The following is a 23953-nucleotide window of genomic DNA, read 5'->3' on the forward strand; positions in this document are numbered from 1 at the left end:
AGGTTAGACATGACGAAAACAGGTAAAATAACCACTTCAGTAATAGGGGTTTTCTTGTTGTTGATCGTCGTACTCATCATTGTGATTGCGACATTTGACTGGAACCGGCTCAAACCGACCATCAACCAGAAAGTCTCTACAGAACTCAACCGGCCCTTTGCTATACGGGGTGACCTGGGCGTGGTTTGGGAACGCCAGAAGCAGGAAACCGGCTGGCGTAGCTGGGTTCCGTGGCCGCATGTTCATGCTGAAGATATCATCCTCGGCAACCCGCCAGACATTCCTGACGTTACCATGGTGCATCTCCCGCGTGTTGAAGCTACGCTCGCCCCACTGGCACTGCTGACAAAAAACGTCTGGCTCCCGTGGGTCAAGCTGGTCAAACCCGATGCGCGGCTGATCCGCCTGTCGGAGAAAAACAATAACTGGACCTTTAACTTAGCTGGGGACGAAAACCGCGATCCTAATGCGCCGCCATCCGCGTGGTCGTTCCGGCTGGATAACATTCTGTTTGACCAGGGACGCATCGCCATTAACGATAAGGTGACGAAGTCGGAGATTGAGATCCTGGTCGATCCGCTGGGCAAACCGTTGCCCTTTAGCGAAGTGACCGGCGCAAAAGGTAAAGAGAGCAACGCCCGCGTCGAGGACTACGTGTTTGGTCTGAAAGTGCAAGGGCGATATAACGGCGAACCGCTAAGCGGTAGCGGAAAAATTGGCGGAATGCTGGCGCTGCGTGGTGAAGATACGCCTTTCCCGATTCAGGCTGATTTCCGTTCGGGCAATACGCGCGTAGCGTTTATCGGCACGATAAACGATCCGATGAACATGGGCGGGGCGGATCTGCGACTTAAATTCTCGGGAGATTCGCTAGGGGATTTATACGATTTGACCGGCGTGCTGCTCCCGGATACGCCGCCGTTTGAAACCGACGGACGTCTGGTAGCGAAAATTGACCCGGAAAAATCCTCTGTTTTTGATTATCGCGATTTCAATGGCCGCATTGGCGACAGCGATATTCACGGAACGCTGGTCTACACCACCGGCAAGCCGCGACCCATGCTGAAGGGCGATGTGGAATCACGCCAGCTGAGGCTGGCCGATTTGGGGCCGCTGATCGGGGTGGATTCAGGCAAAGGGGCGGAACGGGCAAAACAATCTGAACAGCGCAAAGGTGAGAAGAGCGTTCAGCCTGCGGACAAGGTGTTGCCGTATGACCGTTTTGAAACTGACAAATGGAACGTAATGGACGCTGACGTGCGTTTCAAAGGACGGCGTATTGAGCATGGCAGTAGTCTGCCGATCAGCGATCTCTCCACTCATATCATCCTGAAAAATGCCGACCTGCGTCTGCAACCGCTGAAATTTGGTCTTGCGGGAGGCAGCATTGTTTCCAGCATCCATCTGGAAGGGGATAAAAAGCCGATGCGGGGGCAGGCGGATATCCAGGCTCGCCGCCTGAAGCTTAAAGCGCTGATGCCGGATGTGGAACTGATGCAAAAAACGCTTGGTGAAATGAACGGTGACGCCAGGTTTAGTGGGAGCGGAAACTCGGTGGCGGCGCTGTTGGGTAACAGCAATGGCAACCTGAAACTGCTGATGAATGACGGTTTGATCAGCCGGAATCTGATGGAAATTGTGGGCTTGAATCTGGGGAACTATCTTGTCGGGCAGATATTTGGCGATGACGAAGTGCGGGTGAACTGCGCGGCGGCGAATCTGGATATTGTTAACGGCGTGGCGCGTCCGCAGATTTTTGCTTTTGATACGGAAAACGCAGTCATTAATGTCACCGGTACGGCAAGCTTTGCGTCGGAGCAACTGGATTTAACCATCGATCCGGAGAGCAAAGGGATTCGTATTATTACTCTGCGTTCGCCGTTGTATGTTCGCGGTACCTTTAAGAATCCGCAGGCAGGCGTGAAGGCCGGACCGCTAATTGCGCGCGGTGCGGTTGCTGCTGCGCTGGCAACGCTGGTGACGCCAGCGGCAGCCCTGCTGGCGCTGATTTCACCTTCTGAAGGGGATGCTAATCAGTGCCGGACAATCCTGTCGCAGATGAAGAAGTGATGAGAGCGCCGGATGAGGTGTAAACACCTTATCCGGCCTACGGGGGATTGCAGTCTGTAGGCCTGATAAGCATAGCGCCATCAGGCAATCAAATTACAGCGATTGATGCCGTGTTTCATGGGTTAACAGCAGCGCAATCAGCGTTAACGCCGCCATCGATGCCAGATACGTACCGACCGCCGCCAGGCCGTAATTCGCCTGCAGCCATGCGGCAATGTAAGGGGCAACGGACGCACCAAGAATCGACGAAACGTTGTACGAGAACGACGCTCCCGTATAGCGCACTTCAGTCGGGAACAGCTCCGGCAGCAGCGCGCCCATCGGACCAAATGTCAGCCCCATCAGGCTTAAGCCCAGCAACAGGAAGGCGAAAACCAGCACCGGATTGCCAGAGCCGAGCAGTGGTTTAAAGGCAAACAGCGCAAACAGAATGATAAGCGTGGTGATGATGAGCATGCTCTTGCGACGACCAAATGCGTCGGCCAGCAGGCCCGCCACCGGCACCATGACGCCAAAGCCAATCACCGCCATCATCAGCATCCACAACACTTCATTACGCGGCAGGCCAAGTCCTACAGGCGCGGCTGCGGTACTGAACGTCATCGAATAGACGGTCATGATATAGAACAGCGTATAGGTCGCCAGCATGATGAACGTGCCGAGGATCGTCACGCGAACATGTTTGGTCAGCAGGGTACCCAGCGGGATTTTCACCTGCTTTTTCGCCGCGGCTACTTTGGCGAAGACCGGGGATTCATGCAGCGAAACGCGAACGTACAGACCGATAATCACCAGTACCGCAGAGAAGATGAACGGTACGCGCCAACCCCAGCTCATGAACTGCTCGTCGGTCAGCAGCCAGGAGAGCAGCAGAAAGGTACCATTGGCGAAGAAGAAGCCGATAGGCGCGCCCAACTGCGGAAATGATCCGTACAGCGCGCGTTTGCGCGGTGGTGCGTTTTCCGTTGCCAGCAGCGCAGCACCGCCCCATTCACCGCCCAGACCTAACCCCTGGCCAAAACGCGCCAGCGCCAGCAGCAGTGGGGCGAAAATGCCGATCGTTTCATAGCCCGGCAGCAGACCAATGACGACCGTCGAAATCCCCATGGTGAGTAACGAAGCAACCAGCGTGACTTTACGGCCGACGCGATCGCCGAAATGCCCGAATACCGCAGAACCGATCGGGCGTGCCACAAAGGCGATAGCAAAAGTCGCCAGGGACTGTAGCGTCGCGGCAGTCGGATCCCCCTGCGGGAAGAAGATATGCGGGAACACGATCACCGCGGCGGTGGCGTAAATATAGAAGTCGAAGAACTCAATGGCGGTGCCAATGAGCGAGGCGACGACGACTTTATTGCGCGAGTTGACCGGGGTGTGTTCCTGTTCGTTGTCGAGTGTTGTGGCTGTTGCTTGCATAATATTTTCTTATTTTTGGCCGAACGAGAGGCCATATTACGCACAGCAAAAGAGACATTTCAATCTGTAACAAACTTTGAGAGCGGTCAAAAATAGAGCAAAAAGGGGATAATTTTTAGGCTCGAGATTTCACTTCCATGAAATGCTTCACATAATTTAAAACTTAGATGATAAAACTGGTTTTTGGTTAAATAAAAGTTACGGGTTGGATTTATTCACTAAATCGGTGAGATTGGGCGGCATTATAATTGCCGGATGGCGCTGCGCTTATCCGGCCTACAAAACTCACCCGTAGGCCGGATAAGACGCGTGCGTCGCCATCCGGCAATTAACAACTAATCCGGCGGCGGCTACTGCGTTTTCCCCGGCATACGCGGGTCGTCTTTGTATTCTGCTGTGGCAATCCAGGCAGCGCAAAACAGAGTCAGACGAGCGAAGAAGTAGAAGAACGCCATCAATCCAAGTACGGAACCAAACGCCGCGCCTGACGGCGATTGCACCAGTGACGGCAGGGTATATGTCATGATCATTTTGATGACTTCAAACCCCAGAGCCGCGATAAATGTGCCGCGTATGAGCGCTTTTTTACGCGGTCGGTGACGCGGTAGCCGCCAGAAAATCCAGAAGAACAGCAAGTAGTTGGCGAAAATAGAGATGGTCAGGCCGATCAGTCGCCAGGCGGGCTTCAGCCATTCGATACCGTCGAGATACAACGCAGAGATAATCATCTGCTGGGCGGAGCCGGCAATGGAGGTAATGGACAGAGTAACAATCAGCGCAATCAGTAAGCCAATCAATGAGATAAAATCACGCAGATATTTGACCCAAATTTTTTCCTGATCCTGCGGGGTACGCTCCCAGACATCCCGCGACTGGGCACGAATTGCTTCGCGCAGGTTTCCCATCCAGTTAATGCCGGAATAGAGCGCGATGCCAAGCCCCACCAGACCGACGGTGGTACGTTGCTGTACGGCAGTATTAATGGTGTTTTTCAGCGTAGAGGCGAGCGTCGGATCGCTGACGTTGAGCAGAATTTTGCCGAAGATATCCTGTAACAGCGTAGGATGCGAAGCGAGAATAAAACCCGCGGCGGCAAACGACACCATCAGAATAGGGATCATCGACAGAAACGAGAAGTAGGTAATCGCGGCGCCAAACTGATTTCCCATGCGATCGTTAAACCGCTCCGCAGCCCGAATCAGATGGGCAATCATGGGCTGGCGTTGAACTTTTTCAGCGAAGGTCAGGGCAGTTTTCAACGCCTGGTTGGTCTTACCATTGGTTTCTGTATTTTCCTGCTCCAGGGGCTCAATTTTTAGGATGGGGGCGTGCTCAAGTTCCTGAATGGGGCGTTTAATCTCTTTTTCCTGCGTCATCAGGGCAATAATCCTTGTTCTGTTCATTCTCAGGACAGTATAGCTTGTCAGTCCACATAGTCTTTCATCACGCCAGTCAGCCATTCCATAAACAGATGTACCCGGCGAGAGAGGTTGCGTCGATGCGGATAAAGCAAAGAGACCGGCATTGGCTCGGCGCGATATTGCGGCAACACTTCGACCAGCGTACCGGCGCGCAGGGCATCACGCACGCCAACGCGCGGTACCTGAATAATGCCCAGACCGGCAAGGCATGCCGCGTGATAGGTTTCGGTACTGTTTACCGTTAGCATGCCGCCGGTTTTAACCCATTGCGTGCCGTTTTCTGTCGCCACTTCGAAGCCTTGCGCACGCGTTCCCAAATTGACCGAGTAGTGCACCACTGCATGTGAAGCTAAATCCTCCAGGCTTTCCGGATAACCAAAGCGGGCGAGGTACTGCGGGCTGGCGCAGTTAATCTGCGTGAGTTTCCCCAGTGGGCGCGCAATCAGCCCTGAATCTTTCAGCGTGCCTACGCGTACCACACAGTCGAAACCTTCGCGGACCAGATCCACCAGGCGGTCGCTGCTGCTGAGTTCGAGCTCAAGGCCGGGATACTGATGCAAGAAAGTGGGTAAGCGGGGCATCACCAGATTTCTCGCCACGCCAACCGGCATATCGACGCGCAGCTTGCCGCTGATGCTGGACGGATCGTGATGAAATAGTCCATCCAGCTCATCCAGATTGCTCAACAAATCTTTTGCGCGTTCGTAATAGATCATACCGTCTTGTGTGAGCTGAACGCGGCGGGTAGTGCGGTGCAACAACTGCGTGCCCAGATGATTTTCCAGGGCCTGGATTTGGCGCGATACGCTACCTTTAGGAAGACCAAGGGTGTCTGCCGCACGCGAAAAGCTCTCCAGTTCTGCGACGCGGATGAACAACTGCATTGCGTGAATTTTATCCATTCTTATGCCCTATTGTTGTTCCAAATGAAACAGTAATGCGCAACAGACGACATTTATTGTTTTTCTATCACCTAATAAGCTTTATCTCAATCATCACAATGTCGGAAATGAGGTTTCTTATGACGCAACGTATCGCATTAGTGACTGGTGGTAGTCGTGGGCTCGGTAAAAACGCCGCACTTAAGCTGGCTGACAGAGGAACGGACATTATCTTTACCTACAACAGCCAGCAGCAGGCGGCGCTGGATGTGGTTGCTGAAATTGAGCAAAAAGGCAGAAAAGCTGCGGCAATACAACTGAATGTCAGCGATGTGGCTGGCTTTGAGTCCTTTACCCATGAGGTGCAAGCGCAGCTGAAAAGCATGTGGAATCGTGAGGCGTTTGATTATTTAGTGAACAATGCCGGAATTGGTCTGTATGGCGCTTTTGCCGATACCTCCGAAGCGATGTTTGATCAATTAGTGAACATTCACTTTAAGGGCCCCTTCTTCCTGACCCAACGTCTGTTGCCGTTGATCCAGAATGGCGGCAGGATCCTGAATGTTTCATCGGGACTGGCGCGTTTTGCACTGCCAGGGTATGCCGCCTATGCCTCAATGAAAGGGGCGATGGAAGTACTGACGCGTTATCAGGCGAAAGAACTGGGAGAGCGGGGTATTTCAGTAAATATCATCGCGCCTGGGGCGATTGAAACCGATTTTGGCGGCGGTCGACTGCGGGATAATAAAGAGCTGAATGCATATGTGGCATCGCAAACGGCGCTGGGACGCGCGGGCTTGCCGGATGATATTGGCGACGCGATTGCCGCGTTGCTCAGCGATGAGCTGGCCTGGATGACAGCGCAGCGTATCGAAGTATCGGGCGGAATGTTCCTGTAAATCGCTCGTATCTTATTCAGCTTTGGAGCAATAGAAAACCGGTGCGCCACTCCAGGTAAAAATATAGCTGGTGGCGTTACCGATATTATCTGCAATCTAATTCAGCGATCGCGGTGCCGAAAGAAATCCGGGATAAACTTTCTGAATAACTCATTTTTCTTCGACAGCGGATTTGTCTCAGAAGAAACCATGATCACTTCCCCATCCTCCACGGATTCAGAATTTAATTCTTTAAAATGTTAAAAATTCGACATTAAAAATTGAGCGTTCGATCGCGTATGTGAAAACATGGCCTATGTGCTAAAAATTTCGCATAGGAAGAATAATAAATCGTGAATTTCATTTATAACCTTAAATCTACCATAAACGAATACTAAACGACCGCTTCCTCATAGTAGATTGGGATGAAGATTGGAAAGCATTTATAGCAGTCATATAATCCACCATACAAACGGTATGGATTATCTCAACGCTTATATGTAGAGGTGCATGTTCGTCTTCATTTAACGTAGGTATAAGATATGGGCTATCGTCTATATGGATTTATGATTGGTGCTGAAATTCATTTTGACATTTCTAATCGCCGACTGTATCGGCTTACTGGTAGCCATACCGAGAAAAACATCGTTTTTGCGTCAATTTACTTTAATGAAACAATGCTCAGGCTTTTCCTGTATTTATTAATAAATGCCAGGAGCCAGCCGGTACCGAAAGAAGAATTATTTGAGAAAATCTGGGAAGCGCATAATCTGAGCCCCTCTGCGCAAAGATTATGGCAAGTCCTGCACAATCTTAATAATAAACTTGGCCTGCTGGGGTTACCCAGGGATTTTATCCTTAATATAAGAGGTCAGGGTTATGTCATCAATTATCCTGATGTCATTCCCGTTTATTACAAAGTGAGCGAACTCCCAACTCATGCTGTCAAAAAAAGGGAGAAAATAGATAACCTGAGTGAGTGATGTCAACCCAGGTATTTGCCCTGAGCATGCAGTGCGAGGGGCTTTTTTTATCGTTATCTTTACTTTTTATTTTCAATGTATTTTCGCTAAATAGCGTTATTGTTCGATAGATACCAATAACGGCCAGGGCGATTGGGTCAGGTTCTGATGATTGCTGTGCGGTTGCCCTCAATAGGCCGCCGCACGCTTGAGGCTCGTGATGATTACCACAACCAGGCAACTCCCGATATTATTCTCTGACGCCAGCGAATTACTGGCCCGTTTCCTCACCTGTGCACCGGTAAAAACGTTGAATGCAGCCATTCTTCAACGGCAGTTCCAACCGGTGTATCAACCCATTTTTAACAGCCAGACGGGTGAAATTGCAGGTATTGAGGTACTCGCCAGGTGGACGCATCCCCAGTATGGCGCTATTCCCCCTGATATATTTATTCCCCTTGCGGAAGAGCATGGTCTTATCGCCTCGCTGACGCATCAACTTATTCAGCAAGTCATTGCCGACCTGCAGTCGCGGCTCCCCCTTTTCCCAAATGGACTTTACCTTAACCTAAATCTGAGCCCCGAAAACTGCCTCGATCCGCGCTTTGAGTCGGACGTCGTGGCGCTCATGCAAAAGCTTGCCCCGGTTCAGGTTCAACTGGTTATCGAAATTACCGAAAGACGCCCTCTGCACTTTACCCCTCAGCTAAGCGAGTGGTTTGCCGCGTTGAGAAAATCCAATATCGCCGTAGCGTTAGATGATTTCGGGACGGGATACTCGAATCTGTGTTACCTCCACGCGCTGGAACCGGAGTTTATTAAGATAGATAAACTGTTTGTCAGCCAGATTGGTGAGGGGGGCGATACCCGCATTGTCGATACGCTTATTGAGCTGGCGCAGAAGATGGGTCTGCAAATGATTGCCGAGGGCGTTGAGACTCAGGTTCAGGCCGATTATCTGCGCATGAAACGCTGTGATTTTTTACAAGGGTATTATTTATGCAGACCCGTTCCACTTGAAGATCTGATCGGAGTGATGCAATCGCCCGCAACCTTTAGTGTCGATTGATACAGCAATACTGCCTGGGGAAACCACAGGTGATGATCAATTGATGCGACATTTTATTTTGTAACATATTTGTCTGTTACTGTGAGTTCCTTATTTTTATTAGAAAATATAGACTCCAAAAAATTAATATTAATAAGCTGATTTTGAGTATTGGATATTAAGGATTTCCTTAATGTTTAGCGCCACTTTTGTCCCTTTGTGTGATTATTCGGTTTGAGCTGTAACTATTTTTGATTTCTACTTTTTTCTTCTCCGTCTATCGGTAAAATGGCCCCCGCCAAATGGTGACTTCTTATTTTACCCCTCGGGTAATACCCTTCCGCGTGTTAAGGCTAGTATCTTATTCAGACGGAGATAAGTAATGCAGGTAATAATGTTTGACAGGCAGTCGATATTTATTCATGGAATGAATGTAAGTTTACAAGAGCGTATTCCAGGAGTGGATGTTCAGGGTGTCAGTCAGGCAGATGACCTTTGGCAGAAACTGGAAGACACCCCTGATGCACTGATAATGCTGGATGGCGACCAGGACGCCGAGTTCTGCCGTAACTTGCTACAGCAGATAGCGCAACGCTTTTCGACAGTAAAAGTGCTGGTAACAGCAACGGACTGCCGTAAAAAATGGCTGCAGGAGGTTACGCAATTGAATGTGCTGGCCATTGTTCCACGCGACTCTGACGCGGAAACCTTCACGCTGGCTCTCAATAGCATTGCGATGGGAATGGTATTTATCCCCAGAGATTGTATGATAACCCCCGAGAGCAGCGGGCAAAATATCAGATCGCTTAGTGCGCGTCAGCGAGAGATTCTGACTATGCTTGCCGCCGGAGAATCAAATAAACAAATTGGTCGATTGTTAAATATCAGCACCGGAACGGTCAAAGCCCATCTTGAATCGCTGTATCAGCGCCTCGAGGTAAAAAACCGTACGCAGGCGGCAATGATGTTAAACGACGCAATTTAACGGGCGAATATTTCACAGTCAGAACGATTCTGGCTGTGAAATAACCCCCGAGCAGAATTCTGCAGCACAAAACCGGCTTATCCCCACGCTGAGCATCCACGCAATTAACGCTTCCTGTTGAAACCTTTCTTTTATTTGCGGCATTTTCTGGTGTATGAATTCCTCGCAGATTTCCAGATCCGCGAGCAGTAGTGTTTCTGCCTGCGTTACCGAAACAGGCGCAGGAAAGCTTTCATCGGATGTGATTTCGTGCCCGTAGCCAATCACCCAGACACCATTTTTGTCCTGATACTTTTCCAGTGACAGGCCTTGCCATTGTTTAATAAATGCAACACAGGCGGGCGTGAAATACGTTGAATGGAGTGGCATATTCATCTCTGTACAAAGAGACCTATTTTAAGAAACCGCCTCCGTTACGCCAGTTGTCATACAGCCAGTTTTTTCAGCAAAACGTCTTATTCTGCGGGTGGCTGATAGTCGTGTTTTAACAGGCCGAAAATCCAGTCATCATTCCAGGTTTGATGCAGCCAGTAGCTTTCCCGCAGCGTGCCTTCGTGAATGAACCCGACCTTTTCCAACAGACGCCGTGAGGCTTCGTTTCCTGCGGTGACGCAAGCCGTAAGCCGGCGTAGCCCTCCGGTGGTAAATGCAAAATCGCAAACTGCATGCAGAGATTCAGTACCATAACCTTTCCCCTGCGCTTCAGGGGCGAGCAGAAAACCGACCTCGGCACATTCATTGTTTTCATGAATATATCCAGTCACTCCAAGCGGTGCTCCCGATGCCTTATCGCACAGGACCAGACATAGCCAGTGCGGGCTGCCGGGAGACCATTCAGGCAGGCGGGAGTTGAAGGCTGTCCGTATCTCCTCTTCAGTACGCGTGTCAGCGACAAAGCGCATCACATCTGGATTCTGCTGTAGCGTTAAGAAGAACGTCCAGTCATTTTCTGTCAGTGGGCGGCAGAGCAGACGTGATGTTTGCAATACAGGCACAGGCTTATCTCCAGAATAATTTTCAATGATTGTGCGGAAGTCACTGTAAAACTTATTTATTTGCTATATGAATGTGTTTTAGTCTACATCGGCACAACGTTGCGTTTAAAAAAGATAATTACATACCATGATGAGGCCGCACGTTTTGGGTCCTTTTAGGGAAGATGATGACCAATAGCGCGTTACAAGCGACATGTACACCCTTTGAACATTGTCTGGGGATTATCCGTCAAGCGTCGATAGAAATATTACTGCTGTTAGGCGTACATGTCACAGAAGGCAAAGACCCTCGGTGGTTTCTCGAACAACTGGATCAGGCACGACTGAATCTGGGCGGTTGGGGGGCTGTCGCCAGACGGTTGCAGATGAATGATGCGCAATTGAGCCAGTTCACTCTGCGGCTACGCCATCTTCAACAGAGTGTACCCCAATATGAAAATGGCCAGGACGTCAGTGAAAACCAGCTGATTTCAGCGCTGCGCTTTGTGGCCTCTCTGGAACAATTGCGCCAGCAACAGCCCATCCTGAAGTATCAAACCGAAATTGCACCTGTAGAGCCGGATGCTCAGATGCGGGCGCAGCGTCAACTTCGCGCAATAGAATTAACCCTCAAATCCTTGATTGCGCGGGTATGGCCGGATCAACATCCTCTCAACAGCTTTCTGAAACAGCACTTTGGCGGTGAACGTCTGCGTCGCTGGCTAAAGTTGGGCGAAGGACGAGATGCGCTGGACGGTATGATGTTTAGCGAGCTGGCACTGATGGTCGTCGATAAGAAATTATTTGTTCGCCACTTTACGCAGATTTTTAACGATACCTCGGTGCTGATGTCGTTTGTTGAGCCGCGCATCACGCTACGCATGTTTTTGGATGATTGCCGCCTGGCTCGTAACTGTGTTATCGCGCAACAACCGCTAACCTCAGTACAATTGCTGTTGCTGGACTACCAGTACCGGCAGATAACTCATCCTGTGCAACGGGCGTTTGAAGAACGACGTACGCGCATTAATCCTGCGTCGTATCTGGAATCTGATGAGTCCATGGTCCGCCAGTTTTGGGAAACGGCAAAGCAAAAAGACGAGCAAGCGGGAGGCGATAAGCATGAAATCGCAGACAGTATTGATCCGCCGGAGAAGCGAGCCAAACGTTCGGCGGAAGAACGTGAACAGCTGATTTCCGGCATGTTGTGGGTAGCAGTCGGCGTGATGGTGCTGGCGATTTCGCTGGGTGCGTTCTGGTTATTCACTTCGCCAGCGCCACAGGCGTCATCCGGACAATCCGTTGAAATTGTGCAGGAGGAACCGCGACGTGACGCCCCCAGCGCACGGGAGGCGGTGACCCGAATGGGTATCACCTGGGATGCCTTTAACATGCGGGCGGCTATCGATCGCAATGACACCCGCGTGACGTCACTGTTCCTGCAGGGTGGGATGGACTGGAAGCTGGCGTGGACGGAGCAGGCGTTCTCAGCGGGCAATACCGAGGTGTTGAGACTGCTGCTGCGTTACCCTTCGCAGATGGATGAAAGCAAACCATGCCGACAGTTTATGACTACGCTCAGCCATGCGATGTCGAATGGGGCGTCACTCACATCGCTGCATAAAAGTTATCTGCAAAGTTTTTGTTCGGTGCCTGCGGTCGTTGCGCGTCAGCAATATAATCTTGAGCAGGCCGAGCTGCGTGTTCGCGCCCAGCCAAGCCCTGAGAACAAGAAATGGCAGAAAATTCACGCCGAGTTGTACGATGCGATTAACTGACATCCTGATGAATCAGACCGTCAACCGCTAGGGTTCGCCATACAAACCGATGAGTCGGCGCACCACGCCATTGGTCCAGCCAAAGCCGTCCTGCAACGGATATTCCCCGCCGCCGCCTTCGCGCGGCGCTGCGTCGGCTATGTGGTATTTTTCGATAAGCTTGTGGTGTTCCTGATAAAAGAGATTCACCGTTTTCAACCAGTTACGGGCGATTTCATCCCCGAGATGGTCGTCACCGTACAGTTTGAAGCCCTGGATCGCCATCCACTGCAGCGGCGCCCAGCCGTTCGGTTTATCCCACTGTTCCCCAGTTTCATGCTCCGTGGCTAAAATACCACCGGGCGTGAGCAGGCGACTGCGAACCGCGTTAGCAAGCCGGTCGGCTTGTTCATGTGTTGCCATACCGACATATAGCGGCACAATACTGGCGGCAGAGAACAGGGCCATTTGTTCGCGCCGCCAGTCGTAATCGCGATAGCAGCCGTTTTCATCGTCCCACAGATAGCGGTTTACCGCATCGCGACGGTCACTGGCTTTCTGGCGAAACTGCGCTTCCGTTTCTTTGTCGCCTTTCAGCGCGGAAATATTGGCGATAGTGCTTTCCAGCTTGTAGAGGAATGCGTTCAGATCAATCGGGATGAACTGCGTGGTGCGTATGCTGGCAAGGCGGCCTGCATCGCGTAGCCAGCGCGAGGAATAATCCCAGCCAGAGGCCGCGCCCGCGCGCAAATCCCGATACACCTCATTGGGTGGACGACCCGAATGCTTGGCGGTCTCAACGTCTTCAAGCCATGATTCATCACGCGGGGTATCACGATCGTCCCAATAGCGGTTGAGCAGAGAGCCGTCCGACATTCTGATCACGTGACGGTAGGCCTGGTTGAGCACCAGGGAATCGGCGCCATCCATCCAGAATGCGTATTCCATTTTTAGATGTTCAAGGTAGCGACGCGCGCCGCGCACGCCATCTTCTTCAAACAGTTCCACCATCAGCGCAAAAACCGGTGGCTGCGAACGGCTCAGGTAGTAGGTACGGTTACCGTTGGGGATGTGACCATAGTTTTCAATCATCCAGGCAAAGTTATCCGCCATACACTTCAGCAGATCTTCGCGGCCGCTCTCTGCCAGACCCAGCATGGTAAAGTAGGAATCCCAGTAGTAGGTTTCGCTAAAACGTCCGCCGGGCACAATATATGACTGCGGTAACGCCAGCAGCGAGGACCAGGGAATGTGATCCTGCGGTTCGCGCGTCAGCACAGGCCACAGTTGATCGATATGCTCTTTCAGCGAGCTTGCCGGATCGGACACATATTCACTGGAGGGCGTTTCCGGTAGCCAGAAATGGTTCTCGACGAAACGTCGCAGATCAAAGTCGCGGTGGCGTTTAACTTTGCGATAGCGGATCAAAATGTCCAGTGGGTCCATTTTGGGCGCACAATCAGGGAAGGTTTTGCTATCAGCAAATAGTTTGGATGACTGGACGTGTTCAAACAGCTCGAGGTAACGATCGGCGGGGGTTAACGCATCTGAGGCGGGCAGCCCTTCAATCATCTCCGGCTCAGGCTCTGCCTCAATCATTTCATCCAGCTTTAACTCGCACGGATCCATTTCATAAAGCAGATCGATATCGATCGTCATTTCTTCTGAAGGGGCGTGGGGTAGTTTCTGGTTGAGCATAATGAGAAAGACCTCCGATGGACGTTGAAAGATTAAGGCTATTGCCCGGTCGTCAGTTAAGCGTAGACATTCGCTTCGGTGTCTGGTGAGTAAAGCGTGCGGTTGATCACGTTTTAGTGCTGCATATTATTTAGAAAATAAGACTATCCCAATGAATATAATGAAGAATTCATAATTCTGCGTGACCTGAAGATATTTCATTTTCAGAACATTCGATTGCAACGAGGTGTGAACGGAAAACCATAACGGCTTATCTCCGTAATAGGCACAGGCTATTCTATCGATAGTTATCCCCCATGTAATTGCTTGATACTTATCAAAATAATAAATCCCTTACTTTCTATGATGGTTAAGTCTGATAAAGACTATGCACTCATTATTCTAATTTTTCTGGGTCACAATAACTCACAACGGTGAGGGTAAAATAATGAAAATCATTACCCGTCTTACCGCGATAGCCATAGCTGGTGTCGTGATTTGTTATTTTGGATTATCCGGTTATGTGTGGTATCACGATAATCAACGTAGTAAACAGGCAGATGTTCAGGCCTCTACGCTGGAAGAAAATAATAAAGTATTAGGTTTTTTACGCGAAAAAGGATGCGATTATTGTCACACGCCTTCAACTGAATTACCTTTCTATTCTTCTTTTCCTGTCGCTAAGCAGTTGATGAATTACGATATTCGACTGGGATACAAATCATTCAATCTTGAGGCCGTTCGTGCGGCGCTGGTCGCAGATAAACCCGTTTCGCAAAGCGACCTGAATAAAATTGAATGGGTGATGCAGTACGACACCATGCCGCCGACGCGTTATACCGCACTGCACTGGGCCGGCAAGGTAAGCGATACGGAGCGAGCAGAGATCCTGGGCTGGATTGCGAAACAGCGCGAGCAGTATTACGCCAGTAACGATACCGCCGCGCAGCATCGTAACGAGCCTGTGCAGCCGATACCGGAAAGCATTCCGACCGATGCCCGCAAAGTGGCGCTAGGCTTTACGCTTTACCACGACCCGCGTATTTCCGGTGACAGCACGATTTCTTGCGCGCACTGCCATGCCCTGAATGCGGGCGGCGTAGATGGTCGCAAAACGTCAATCGGCGTAGGCGGCGCGGTTGGTCCTATCAACGCGCCGACGGTATTTAACTCTGTCTTCAACGTGGAACAATTCTGGGATGGTCGAGCACCAACATTGCAGGCGCAGGCAGGCGGCCCGCCGTTGAACCCTATCGAGATGGCGTCTAAATCCTGGGATGAAATTATCCAGAAACTGGATAAGGATCCGCAACTCAAACAAGAGTTTATCGCGGTTTATCCGCAGGGATTCAGCGGAGATAATATTACCGATGCGATTGCTGAGTTTGAGAAAACGCTAATTACGCCAAATTCGCCGTTTGATAAATGGCTACGCGGCGATGAAGCGGCGTTAACTGCCCAGCAGAAACATGGCTATCAGTTGTTTAAAGATAATAAGTGCGCGACCTGTCATGGCGGTATTATTTTAGGCGGGCGTTCATTTGAGCCATTGGGTTTGAAAAAGGACTTTAATTTCGGCGAGGTCACTGCCGCAGATATTGGCCGCATGAACGTCACTAATGAACTACGTGACAAGCTGCGTCAAAAAGTCCCTGGCTTGCGTAACGTTGCGCTGACCGCGCCTTATTTCCATCGAGGTGATGTGCCTACGCTCGACGGTGCGGTAAAACTGATGCTGCGTTATCAGGTGGGTAAAGAACTGCCGCAGGAAGATATCGACGATATCGTGGCGTTCCTCGAAAGCTTAAACGGCGTGTATACGCCATATATGCAGGGTAAATAGACTTTGCCCTGGTCCTGATTCGGACGTAAAAAAACCGACTTCACGTCGGTTTTTTTACGCTTCAGCCCGAGTTGGTGGCTCTGGCCGAAGTGAGATAGTTATCATCTAACGCTTCAATCCTATTACCTTAACGGTACTATTGCAAGAATGCGCTGGCAGTTACGATTAAAAGAACTGTATACTTATCCAGTTAGCTCTGTAACTTATCCCTTCCGGACGCGCGCTAAACGCTTTCTAAGTCCTGATCGGCGAAACGGGTGGTGCCGTTGGCCGATGCTCTGGCCGGGGTGAGATAGTTATCATCTAACAATGGAGCATGCCCCGTGACAGGCAATGGATGAGTAAGCGGGTGCATTCTCACTCCATCTGATGGAGAAAACGGGTGATTGATAAAGCAATCATCGTTCTGGGAGCGTTAATCGCGTTGCTGGAGCTGATCCGCTATCTGCTGCAACTTTTGAACTGATAGCGGAAACGTAACTAAGGGCAAAGAGCTAACCCCTCTTTGCCCTTTAACACTCATGAAGTGCGATTAACGCATGGTAACGAACTCTTCTGCTGCCGTTGGGTGAATCGCAACGGTGTTATCAAAGTCTTTCTTGGTTGCGCCCATTTTCAGTGCGACCGCGAAGCCTTGCAGCATTTCATCCATTCCAAAACCAATACCGTGAATACCGACAATCTTCTCTTCCGGACCGACGCAAACCAGCTTCATGCGGCACGGCTGACGATGTGAAGTGACAGCGGTATACATCGCGGTAAACGATGATTTATACACTTTTACCTGGTCATCGCCGTGCTGTTCGCGAGCCTGCTGCTCGGTCAGGCCGACGGTGCCAATTGGCGGATGGCTGAAGACCACGGTCGGGATATTGCTGTAGTCCAGATGTTCGTCCGGTTTGTTGTTAAACAGACGCTCAGACAGGCGACGGCCCGCGGCAACAGCAACCGGCGTCAGCTCAACGGCACCGGTGTTATCGCCGACGGCATAAATTCCCGGCACGCTGGTGTTCTGATATTTATCAACGACGATGTAGCCTTTTTCGTTGGTTTTTACGCCAGTAACTGCCAGGTTGAAGTTATCGGTGGCTGGTTCACGACCAATTGCCCAAATCAGGCAATCTACCGTTTCGCTACGACCATCTTCCAGTTGCAGGGTCAGGCTGCCGTCAGCGTTTTTAACGACCGCTTTCGGAATCGCGTGAGTATGCAGAGTCGGGCCTTCGGCGTTCATCACCTCAACCAGCGTGTCGACGATCATCGGGTCGAAGCTGCGTAGCGGCGCGTGTTTACGCACGAACAGATGCGTTTGGGCACCCAGGCCGTTAATCACGCCTGCCAGCTCAACGGCGATGTAACCTGCGCCGACGACCGCAACGCGCTTCGGCAGCGCGGGCAGCTCAAAGAAGCCATCGGAGTCGATCCCGTATTCCACACCCGGAATGTTCGGATGGCTCGGACGACCGCCGGTAGCAATCAAAATATGATCGGCAGTAATAGTTTCACCGTTCACTTCAATGGTTTTGGCATCCACAAAGCGGGCAAAACCTTTAATCACATCGACATTATTTTTGCCCAGCACATTGTCATACGAGGTATGAATACGATCGATATAAGCGGTACGCGTGGCGATCAGTTTATCCCAGTCGAACTTATTGATGGTGGTGTCGAAACCGTAATCCGGCCCGTACATGTGGATCGCTTCGCGAACCTGGGCGGCATGCCACATCACTTTCTTTGGTACGCAGCCCACGTTAACGCAGGTGCCGCCTAACTCTTTGGCTTCAATCAGTGCGCATTTCTGGCCGTACATTGCTGCACGGTTAATGGAGGCAATACCGCCGCTGCCGCCGCCAATAGCGATGTAATCATAGTGCTTGGTCATGACCGCTCCTTCATGTTCATTGTAGGGCGGAGAAGCGTTACGCCATCCGCCAAAATATTCGCGATTGTATACCTGATATTAAAAGGTTCCACCGATGGCTGCGATTACTCCGGCACGATCCAGCTTACCGAGGTATGACCGGTTCCTGCCGGAACCAGTTTGCTGTGCAACCACGGCAGAACGTTGTTCATCTGCTGCTCCAGCTTCCACGGTGGGTTAATCACAATCATGCCAGACGCTGTCATACCGCGCTGATCGCTGTCCGGGCGCACCGCCAGTTCAATTTGCAAAATTTTGCGGATGCCGGTGTCTTCGAGATCGTGGATCATGCGCTTGATTTGCTGGCGCAGAACCACCGGATACCACAGCGCATAGGTGCCGGTCGCGAAACGCTTGTAGCCTTCGTTAATACCGGTGACCACCGCCTGGTAGTCGCTTTTGATTTCGTAGGGTGGATCGATAAGGATCAGCCCACGACGTGAAACCGGCGGCAATTTTGCTTTCAGCTGCTGATAACCATCGGCTTTGGCCACGCGTGCGCGCTCATCTTTCTGGAATTCGCCGCGCAGCAGAGGAAAGTCGCTCGGGTGCAGTTCAGTTAATTGCAGGCTATCCTGTTCGCGCAGCAGCTGGCGAGCAATTAACGGAGAGCCCGGGTAGTAGCGCAACTGACCGCTACGGTTGAAGTGTTGCACTACGCCAATGTAGGGTTCCAGTTCGGCAGGCAAATCGTCCTGCTGCCAGATACGGGCGATCCCTTCCAGATATTCACCGGTACGTTCGGCATGCTCACTGCTCAGCTGATAACGGCCAGCGCCAGCATGGGTGTCCAGATAGAGAAACGGTTTTTCTTTCTCTTTGAGCGATTCAATGATCAGGCTCTGGACGGTGTGTTTCAGGACGTCGGCGTGGTTGCCTGCGTGATAACTGTGGCGATAACTGAGCATGGGTAATGAAATTCCGCTGAAATGACGATTTGCCACAGTTTACAGCAGATCGGCACAGATTACCCGTAGGCCCGGTAAGCGCAGCACCACCGGGCGTCTTTCCGTCACGGTTAGCATTGAAATCCTCTACACTTAACCCCATTGTACAAATTAATATGCACAGCGCCGGATACGCGCTTCATTCACTCTTTTCAACAGGACCGCGCTAATGACCAATCCATTGCTGACTCCCTTCGAACTGCCGCCGTTTTCTAAAATTCAGCCTGAGCATGTCGTGCCTGCCGTCACTAAGGCGCTGAACGATTGCCGCGAAAATGTTGAACGTGTGGTTGCGCAGGGCGCGCCGTACACCTGGGAAAATCTCTGCCAGCCGTTGGCGGAAGTTGACGATGTGCTGGGGCGTATTTTCTCTCCTGTTAGCCACCTGAACTCGGTGAAAAACAGCCCGGAACTGCGTGAAGCCTACGAACAAACGCTGCCGCTTCTGTCTGAATACAGCACCTGGGTTGGACAACATGAAGGCCTGTACAAAGCGTACCGCGACCTGCGTGATGGCGATCATTACGCCACCCTGAGTACCGCGCAGAAAAAAGCGGTCGATAACGCGCTGCGCGATTTTGAGCTTTCTGGTATTGGTCTGCCGAAGGAAAAACAGCAGCGCTATGGTGAAATCGCCACCCGTCTGTCTGAGCTCGGCAACTTGTACAGCAATAACGTCCTTGATGCCACGATGGGCTGGACGAAGTTAGTCACCGATGAAGCTGAGCTGGCTGGTATGCCGGAAAGCGCGCTGGCTGCGGCGAAGGCTCAGGCGGAAGCCAAAGAGCAGGAAGGCTATCTGTTAACGCTGGATATCCCAAGCTACCTGCCGGTGATGACCTACTGTGACAACCAGGGACTGCGTGAAGAGATGTATCGCGCTTACTCCACGCGCGCGTCTGACCAGGGGCCGAACGCTGGCAAATGGGACAACAGCCCGATAATGGAAGAGATCCTCGCGCTGCGCCACGAACTGGCGCAACTGCTGGGCTTTGAAAGCTACGCCTTTAAATCTCTGGCTACCAAAATGGCGGAAAACCCGCAGCAGGTCCTCGACTTCCTGACCGATCTGGCGAAACGTGCCCGTCCGCAGGGGGAGAAAGAGCTGGCTCAACTGCGCGCCTTTGCGAAAGCGGAATTTGGCGTTGATGAGCTTCAGCCGTGGGACATCGCTTACTACAGCGAGAAACAAAAACAGCACCTCTACAGCATCAGCGACGAGCAGCTGCGTCCTTATTTCCCGGAGAACAAAGCCGTCAACGGTCTGTTTGAAGTGGTTAAACGTATTTATGGCATCACTGCCAAAGAGCGCACCGATGTTGACGTCTGGCACCCGGAAGTTCGTTTCTTCGAGCTGTACGACGAAAACAACGAGCTGCGCGGCAGCTTCTACCTCGACCTGTATGCCCGTGAACATAAACGCGGCGGGGCGTGGATGGATGACTGCGTCGGCCAGATGCGTAAAAGTGACGGCACGTTGCAAAAACCGGTTGCCTACCTGACCTGTAACTTTAACCGTCCGGTGAACGGCAAACCCGCGCTGTTTACCCACGATGAAGTGATTACCCTGTTCCACGAGTTCGGCCACGGTCTGCACCATATGCTGACCCGTATCGAAACCGCGGGCGTTTCCGGTATCAACGGTGTGCCATGGGATGCGGTCGAACTGCCGAGCCAGTTTATGGAAAACTGGTGTTGGGAGCCACAAGCGTTGGCGTTTATCTCCGGCCATTATGAAACCGGCGAACCGTTGCCGAAGGAACTGCTGGATAAAATGCTGGCGGCGAAAAACTACCAAGCGGCGCTGTTTATTCTGCGTCAACTGGAGTTCGGTCTGTTTGATTTCCGTCTGCACGCGGAATTTAACCCGCAGCAAGGGGCGAAAATCCTCGACACACTGGCCGAAATCAAGAAACAGGTCGCCGTGGTGCCGGGCCCAACCTGGGGCCGCTTCCCGCATGCCTTCAGCCACATTTTTGCTGGTGGCTACGCGGCGGGTTACTACAGCTATCTGTGGGCCGACGTGCTGGCGGCAGATGCCTTCTCTCGCTTCGAAGATGAAGGGATTTTCAACCGTCAAACCGGACAATCGTTCCTCGATAACATCCTCACCCGTGGCGGTTCTGAAGAGCCGATGGAACTGTTCAAACGCTTCCGTGGCCGCGAGCCACAGTTGGATGCGATGCTGGAGCATTACGGGATTAAAGGCTGATTTACCCGTCATACTTCAAGCTGCCTCTTCGGCAACTGCGCTCACTCACCCTGGTCACGTACTATTTGTACGTTCCCAGGGATTCCTTCACTTGTTGTCTTGATGCAACTCGAATTATTTAGGGTAAAGCGGAATTGAAAATCTGCTTAATTGATGAAACAGGCGCCGGAGACGGCGCCTTATCTGTTCTGGCCGCCCGCTGGGGACTGGAACACGATGAAGATAACCTGATGGCGCTGGTGATGACGACAGCACATCTGGAACTGCGCAAACGTGACGAACCTAAACTCGGCGGTATCTTCGTCGATTTCGTGGGCGGTGCGATGGCCCATCGGCGCAAATTTGGCGGTGGCCGCGGTGAAGCGGTGGCGAAGGCGGTCGGCATTAAAGGCGATTACCTGCCGGATGTGGTCGATGCAACCGCAGGGCTGGGGCGCGATGCGTTTGTACTGGCCTCGGTAGGCTGTCGCGTACGAATGCTGGAACGAAACCCGGTGGTTGCTGCGCTGCTTGACGATGGCCTGGCGCGCGGGTATGCCGACCCGGAAATCGGTCCGTGGCTGCAGGAGCGTTTGCAGTTGATTCACGCGTCGAGCCTGACGGCGTTAACCGATATCACGCCGCGCCCGCAGGTGGTGTACCTCGACCCGATGTTCCCACATAAGCAGAAAAGCGCGCTGGTGAAAAAAGAGATGCGCGTGTTTCAGTCGCTGGTGGGGCCGGATCTGGATGCGGATGGGTTGCTGGAGCCTGCTCGTCAGTTAGCCACCAAACGAGTGGTGGTGAAGCGTCCGGACTACGCGCCGCCGCTGGCCGACGTGGCAACGCCGAACGCGGTAGTTACAAAAGGGCATCGGTTCGATATTTATGCGGGAACGGCATAGGCCAGATGGTCAGCTATAGTGCCCGATGGCGCTACGCTTATCGGGCCTACAGCTCGGTGCCGTTAGTAGGCCGGATAAGGCGGTAGCCGCATCCGGCATCACGGGTTAAACAAACGGTGCCAGCGGATCGGCAATCTCAAACGCTACCGCGCGGTCCGCCTTCGGCGGGTAAATCAGCTCGCTGACAATCGACACCTTCAGCTTTTTCGCTTCTGCGCGCGTCAGTTTCACCTGCTGATCCCATCCTTCGCTATACACCGCACCCCAGGCACCAAGATCCAGGCAGGTGACGTAGTTTTCCTGACGATATGGCAGTGGTGTTATGTTTAACAGGTCTGCCGCGGCATTATTACCGGCGAATTTACCCAGCAAGATGGCGTGCTGGCAGGTCATCAGCGCATGATTGCCTTTGTCGTCGGTGGCGGCGTAGGCTACATCGCCAGTGGCGTAGATATCATCGTGACCCACAACCTGTAGATTGGCATTGACATGCAGACGGCCCTGGCGATCGCGCGGGGCGTTAATCTGTGCTGTCAGGCTATTAGCCTGAACGCCGACGGTCCAGATAACTGTCTGGGAAGAAATCACCTGTCCATCTTTTAGCGTGACGCCAGAGGCATCCACGCACTCTACTTCCGCATTGACCAGCCACTCGACACCCAGTTCAGCAGAGGCTTCGATAATCACGTCAAGTAATTCCTGGCTCCAGCGTCCGCCCGGCTGAGCGCCGCGTTCAACTACGACAACTCTGGTCTTAGCATCAGCGCCCAATATTTCGCGCAAACGACCTGGTAATTCCAGCGCCATTTCAATGCCGGTAAAGCCGCCGCCGCAGACCACTACCGTATTGCGAGCCTCACTTTCCGGTTGTAATGCCAGATCGTTAATGTGCTGCTCCAGTACGGCGGCGCTCTCAAGTTGGTCGAGGTCAAACGCGTGCTCGGCGGCACCGGTGACGGCGTCGCGGTTTACGTGACTTCCGCTGGCAAGCACCAGGCGGTCGTAGCGGCGCAGATGAATGTCACCGTTGGCATCTTTCCAGCTCACCTCTTTAGAGTCCGGGAGGATTTGCTCGACGTGACCTTGCAGGAAGTTGACGCCGGTAACGTCAAACAGCGGTTGCAGTGGTGCGACCAGCGTATGAACGGCGTTTTCATAAAAACGTGGGCGGACACGCAGCTCTGGCTGTGGCGCAATTACTGTAATATCAATGGCCTGCTGATGTTTATCCGCCAGTCGTGCGGCGCTTAATGCTGCCCACATACCGGCAAAGCCGGCGCCCACGATCAGAATTTGTTTACGCATTGGGGTTTTCTCACTGGTGACTACGAATTATTTACTCGGATTTTATTTGTCGTAGTTAAGAATTGCAATGCGATCGAGATCCTTTTTGCTTCAAAGGGTGAGGGTTTTTTATTATCTATTTGATAAATATGTATTTAAATTTTTATTGTGAAGAGGGGTTACTTTGCTGTCTGGAATGAGTGAAACGAAAAAGCTACAATAAACTCAGATTAATTTTGACTGAGATAATAGAATGGCATTCTACAGTTCTGGGGTTGAGTACGGCATTCATAGCCTGATGTGTATGGTCGATAGTAAGGGCGACGCGAGGGATATGAGCGTGCGGGAAATTGCCGAACTGCAAAGTGTGCCATATGACTATCTGGCAAAAATTTTCACCCGTCTGTCCAAAGCGGGTCTGGTGCGCAGCATTGAAGGCAAGGGCGGTGGTTTCCAGTTAGCTAGACCTGCTGAACACATCACTGTGCTGGATGTGGTGAATGCTATTGATGGTGATAAGCGCATCTTTGAATGTCGTGAAATTCGCCAGCGGTTGGCGGTATTTGAGGAGCATCCACCAGAGTGGGCCTGTGAAGGCATTTGTGGTGTGCGTTCGGTAATGGACATGGCCCAGCAGCGGATGGAAGAAGCGCTCGGTCAGCATACGATTCTGGACTTGGCGCGCAAAATGTACCGCAAAGCGCCGGACACCTTTGTGGTGGAAGTGCAGGAGTGGATAGACGCGCGTAAAGGGTAGTGAGTGAAAATGCCGGATAGGGCAATAGCCGCC

The 23953-nt window shown here is 51.9% G+C and carries 21 protein-coding genes; 11 read left to right on the top strand and 10 right to left on the bottom strand.

Annotated elements, in window-relative coordinates; genetic code table 11:
• Positions 1 to 9 precede the first annotated feature (9 nt).
• Positions 10 to 2070, top strand: coding sequence for an AsmA family protein (locus SK39_RS12735; protein WP_048217064.1), 2061 nt, complete (start codon positions 10 to 12; stop codon positions 2068 to 2070).
• Between the two features lie 93 nt (positions 2071 to 2163).
• On the opposite strand, the gene SK39_RS12740 is transcribed toward SK39_RS12735, so the two are convergent.
• From SK39_RS12740 to SK39_RS12750, 3 genes are all read right to left on the bottom strand, one after another.
• Positions 2164 to 3486: an MFS transporter gene (locus tag SK39_RS12740; RefSeq protein WP_003023312.1), complete on the bottom strand. Its 1323-nt coding sequence runs from the start codon at positions 3484 to 3486 to the stop codon at positions 2164 to 2166.
• A gap of 350 nt (positions 3487 to 3836) precedes the next feature.
• Positions 3837 to 4862: an inner membrane protein YhjD gene (gene yhjD, locus SK39_RS12745; RefSeq protein ID WP_016151136.1), complete on the bottom strand. Its 1026-nt coding sequence runs from the start codon at positions 4860 to 4862 to the stop codon at positions 3837 to 3839.
• Positions 4863 to 4909: 47 nt separating this feature from the next.
• The gene (locus SK39_RS12750) at positions 4910 to 5809 is read right to left on the bottom strand and encodes a LysR family transcriptional regulator (protein WP_003837759.1); all 900 of its coding nucleotides are present in this window, start codon (positions 5807 to 5809) and stop codon (positions 4910 to 4912) included.
• A gap of 119 nt (positions 5810 to 5928) precedes the next feature.
• On the opposite strand from SK39_RS12750, the gene SK39_RS12755 reads away from it, so the two are divergent.
• From SK39_RS12755 to SK39_RS12770, 4 genes are all read left to right on the top strand, one after another.
• Complete coding sequence (locus SK39_RS12755) at positions 5929 to 6687, top strand: SDR family NAD(P)-dependent oxidoreductase (RefSeq protein WP_003023319.1); 759 nt, start codon at positions 5929 to 5931, stop codon at positions 6685 to 6687.
• A gap of 521 nt (positions 6688 to 7208) precedes the next feature.
• Complete coding sequence (locus SK39_RS12760; protein WP_032937221.1) at positions 7209 to 7649, top strand: winged helix-turn-helix domain-containing protein; 441 nt, start codon at positions 7209 to 7211, stop codon at positions 7647 to 7649.
• Between the two features lie 199 nt (positions 7650 to 7848).
• Positions 7849 to 8697, top strand: a complete 849-nt coding sequence (locus SK39_RS12765; protein ID WP_032937222.1) for an EAL domain-containing protein — start codon at positions 7849 to 7851, stop codon at positions 8695 to 8697.
• A 361-nt stretch (positions 8698 to 9058) separates the two neighbouring features.
• Positions 9059 to 9661, top strand: a complete 603-nt coding sequence (locus tag SK39_RS12770) for a response regulator transcription factor (RefSeq protein ID WP_032937223.1) — start codon at positions 9059 to 9061, stop codon at positions 9659 to 9661.
• Between the two features lie 18 nt (positions 9662 to 9679).
• Here SK39_RS12770 and SK39_RS12775 read toward each other — a convergent pair whose 3' ends face one another.
• Both SK39_RS12775 and SK39_RS12780 read right to left on the bottom strand, forming a co-directional pair.
• Positions 9680 to 10030 (bottom strand): glycoside hydrolase family protein, encoded by a 351-nt coding sequence (locus SK39_RS12775; RefSeq protein WP_003837768.1) that lies wholly within the window; start codon positions 10028 to 10030, stop codon positions 9680 to 9682.
• Positions 10031 to 10116: 86 nt separating this feature from the next.
• On the bottom strand, positions 10117 to 10656 hold the full coding sequence (locus tag SK39_RS12780; RefSeq protein WP_032937225.1) for a GNAT family N-acetyltransferase: 540 nt from the start codon (positions 10654 to 10656) through the stop codon (positions 10117 to 10119).
• Between the two features lie 167 nt (positions 10657 to 10823).
• Here SK39_RS12780 and SK39_RS12785 point away from each other — a divergent pair, with 167 nt between their 5' ends.
• Complete coding sequence (locus SK39_RS12785; protein ID WP_032937226.1) at positions 10824 to 12413, top strand: STY4199 family HEPN domain-containing protein; 1590 nt, start codon at positions 10824 to 10826, stop codon at positions 12411 to 12413.
• A gap of 27 nt (positions 12414 to 12440) precedes the next feature.
• Here the strand turns inward: SK39_RS12785 and SK39_RS12790 are convergent, their stop codons facing one another.
• Complete coding sequence (locus SK39_RS12790; protein WP_003846147.1) at positions 12441 to 14090, bottom strand: alpha,alpha-trehalase; 1650 nt, start codon at positions 14088 to 14090, stop codon at positions 12441 to 12443.
• Between the two features lie 427 nt (positions 14091 to 14517).
• Between SK39_RS12790 and SK39_RS12795 the strand changes: the two genes are divergently transcribed.
• Entirely contained in the window at positions 14518 to 15912 is a 1395-nt protein-coding gene (locus SK39_RS12795) for a cytochrome-c peroxidase (protein ID WP_032937227.1), read from the top strand.
• A gap of 223 nt (positions 15913 to 16135) precedes the next feature.
• On the opposite strand, the gene SK39_RS27860 is transcribed toward SK39_RS12795, so the two are convergent.
• On the bottom strand, positions 16136 to 16267 hold the full coding sequence (locus SK39_RS27860) for a hypothetical protein (RefSeq protein ID WP_005122496.1): 132 nt from the start codon (positions 16265 to 16267) through the stop codon (positions 16136 to 16138).
• Between the two features lie 27 nt (positions 16268 to 16294).
• Here SK39_RS27860 and dinQ point away from each other — a divergent pair, with 27 nt between their 5' ends.
• Positions 16295 to 16378 (top strand): damage-inducible type I toxin DinQ, encoded by an 84-nt coding sequence (gene dinQ / locus SK39_RS27130; RefSeq protein WP_003837776.1) that lies wholly within the window; start codon positions 16295 to 16297, stop codon positions 16376 to 16378.
• A 66-nt stretch (positions 16379 to 16444) separates the two neighbouring features.
• Here dinQ and gorA read toward each other — a convergent pair whose 3' ends face one another.
• Together gorA and SK39_RS12805 are read right to left on the bottom strand one after the other, a co-directional pair.
• On the bottom strand, positions 16445 to 17797 hold the full coding sequence (gene gorA / locus SK39_RS12800) for a glutathione-disulfide reductase (protein WP_003837777.1): 1353 nt from the start codon (positions 17795 to 17797) through the stop codon (positions 16445 to 16447).
• Between the two features lie 104 nt (positions 17798 to 17901).
• Positions 17902 to 18744, bottom strand: coding sequence for a 23S rRNA (adenine(2030)-N(6))-methyltransferase RlmJ (locus tag SK39_RS12805; RefSeq protein ID WP_003023347.1), 843 nt, complete (start codon positions 18742 to 18744; stop codon positions 17902 to 17904).
• A 208-nt stretch (positions 18745 to 18952) separates the two neighbouring features.
• Here SK39_RS12805 and prlC point away from each other — a divergent pair, with 208 nt between their 5' ends.
• Both prlC and rsmJ read left to right on the top strand, forming a co-directional pair.
• Entirely contained in the window at positions 18953 to 20995 is a 2043-nt protein-coding gene (gene prlC / locus SK39_RS12810) for an oligopeptidase A (RefSeq protein ID WP_048217065.1), read from the top strand.
• A gap of 134 nt (positions 20996 to 21129) precedes the next feature.
• Positions 21130 to 21879: a 16S rRNA (guanine(1516)-N(2))-methyltransferase RsmJ gene (gene rsmJ / locus SK39_RS12815; RefSeq protein ID WP_003837787.1), complete on the top strand. Its 750-nt coding sequence runs from the start codon at positions 21130 to 21132 to the stop codon at positions 21877 to 21879.
• 105 nt (positions 21880 to 21984) lie between these two features.
• Here the strand turns inward: rsmJ and SK39_RS12820 are convergent, their stop codons facing one another.
• Complete coding sequence (locus SK39_RS12820) at positions 21985 to 23184, bottom strand: NAD(P)/FAD-dependent oxidoreductase (RefSeq protein WP_048217066.1); 1200 nt, start codon at positions 23182 to 23184, stop codon at positions 21985 to 21987.
• Between the two features lie 232 nt (positions 23185 to 23416).
• Here SK39_RS12820 and SK39_RS12825 point away from each other — a divergent pair, with 232 nt between their 5' ends.
• On the top strand, positions 23417 to 23920 hold the full coding sequence (locus SK39_RS12825) for an RrF2 family transcriptional regulator (protein ID WP_032937230.1): 504 nt from the start codon (positions 23417 to 23419) through the stop codon (positions 23918 to 23920).
• Positions 23921 to 23953: the final 33 nt, after the last annotated feature.

Source organism: Citrobacter sp. BIDMC107, from assembly GCF_001037575.1.
Lineage (GTDB): Bacteria > Pseudomonadota > Gammaproteobacteria > Enterobacterales > Enterobacteriaceae > Citrobacter > Citrobacter freundii.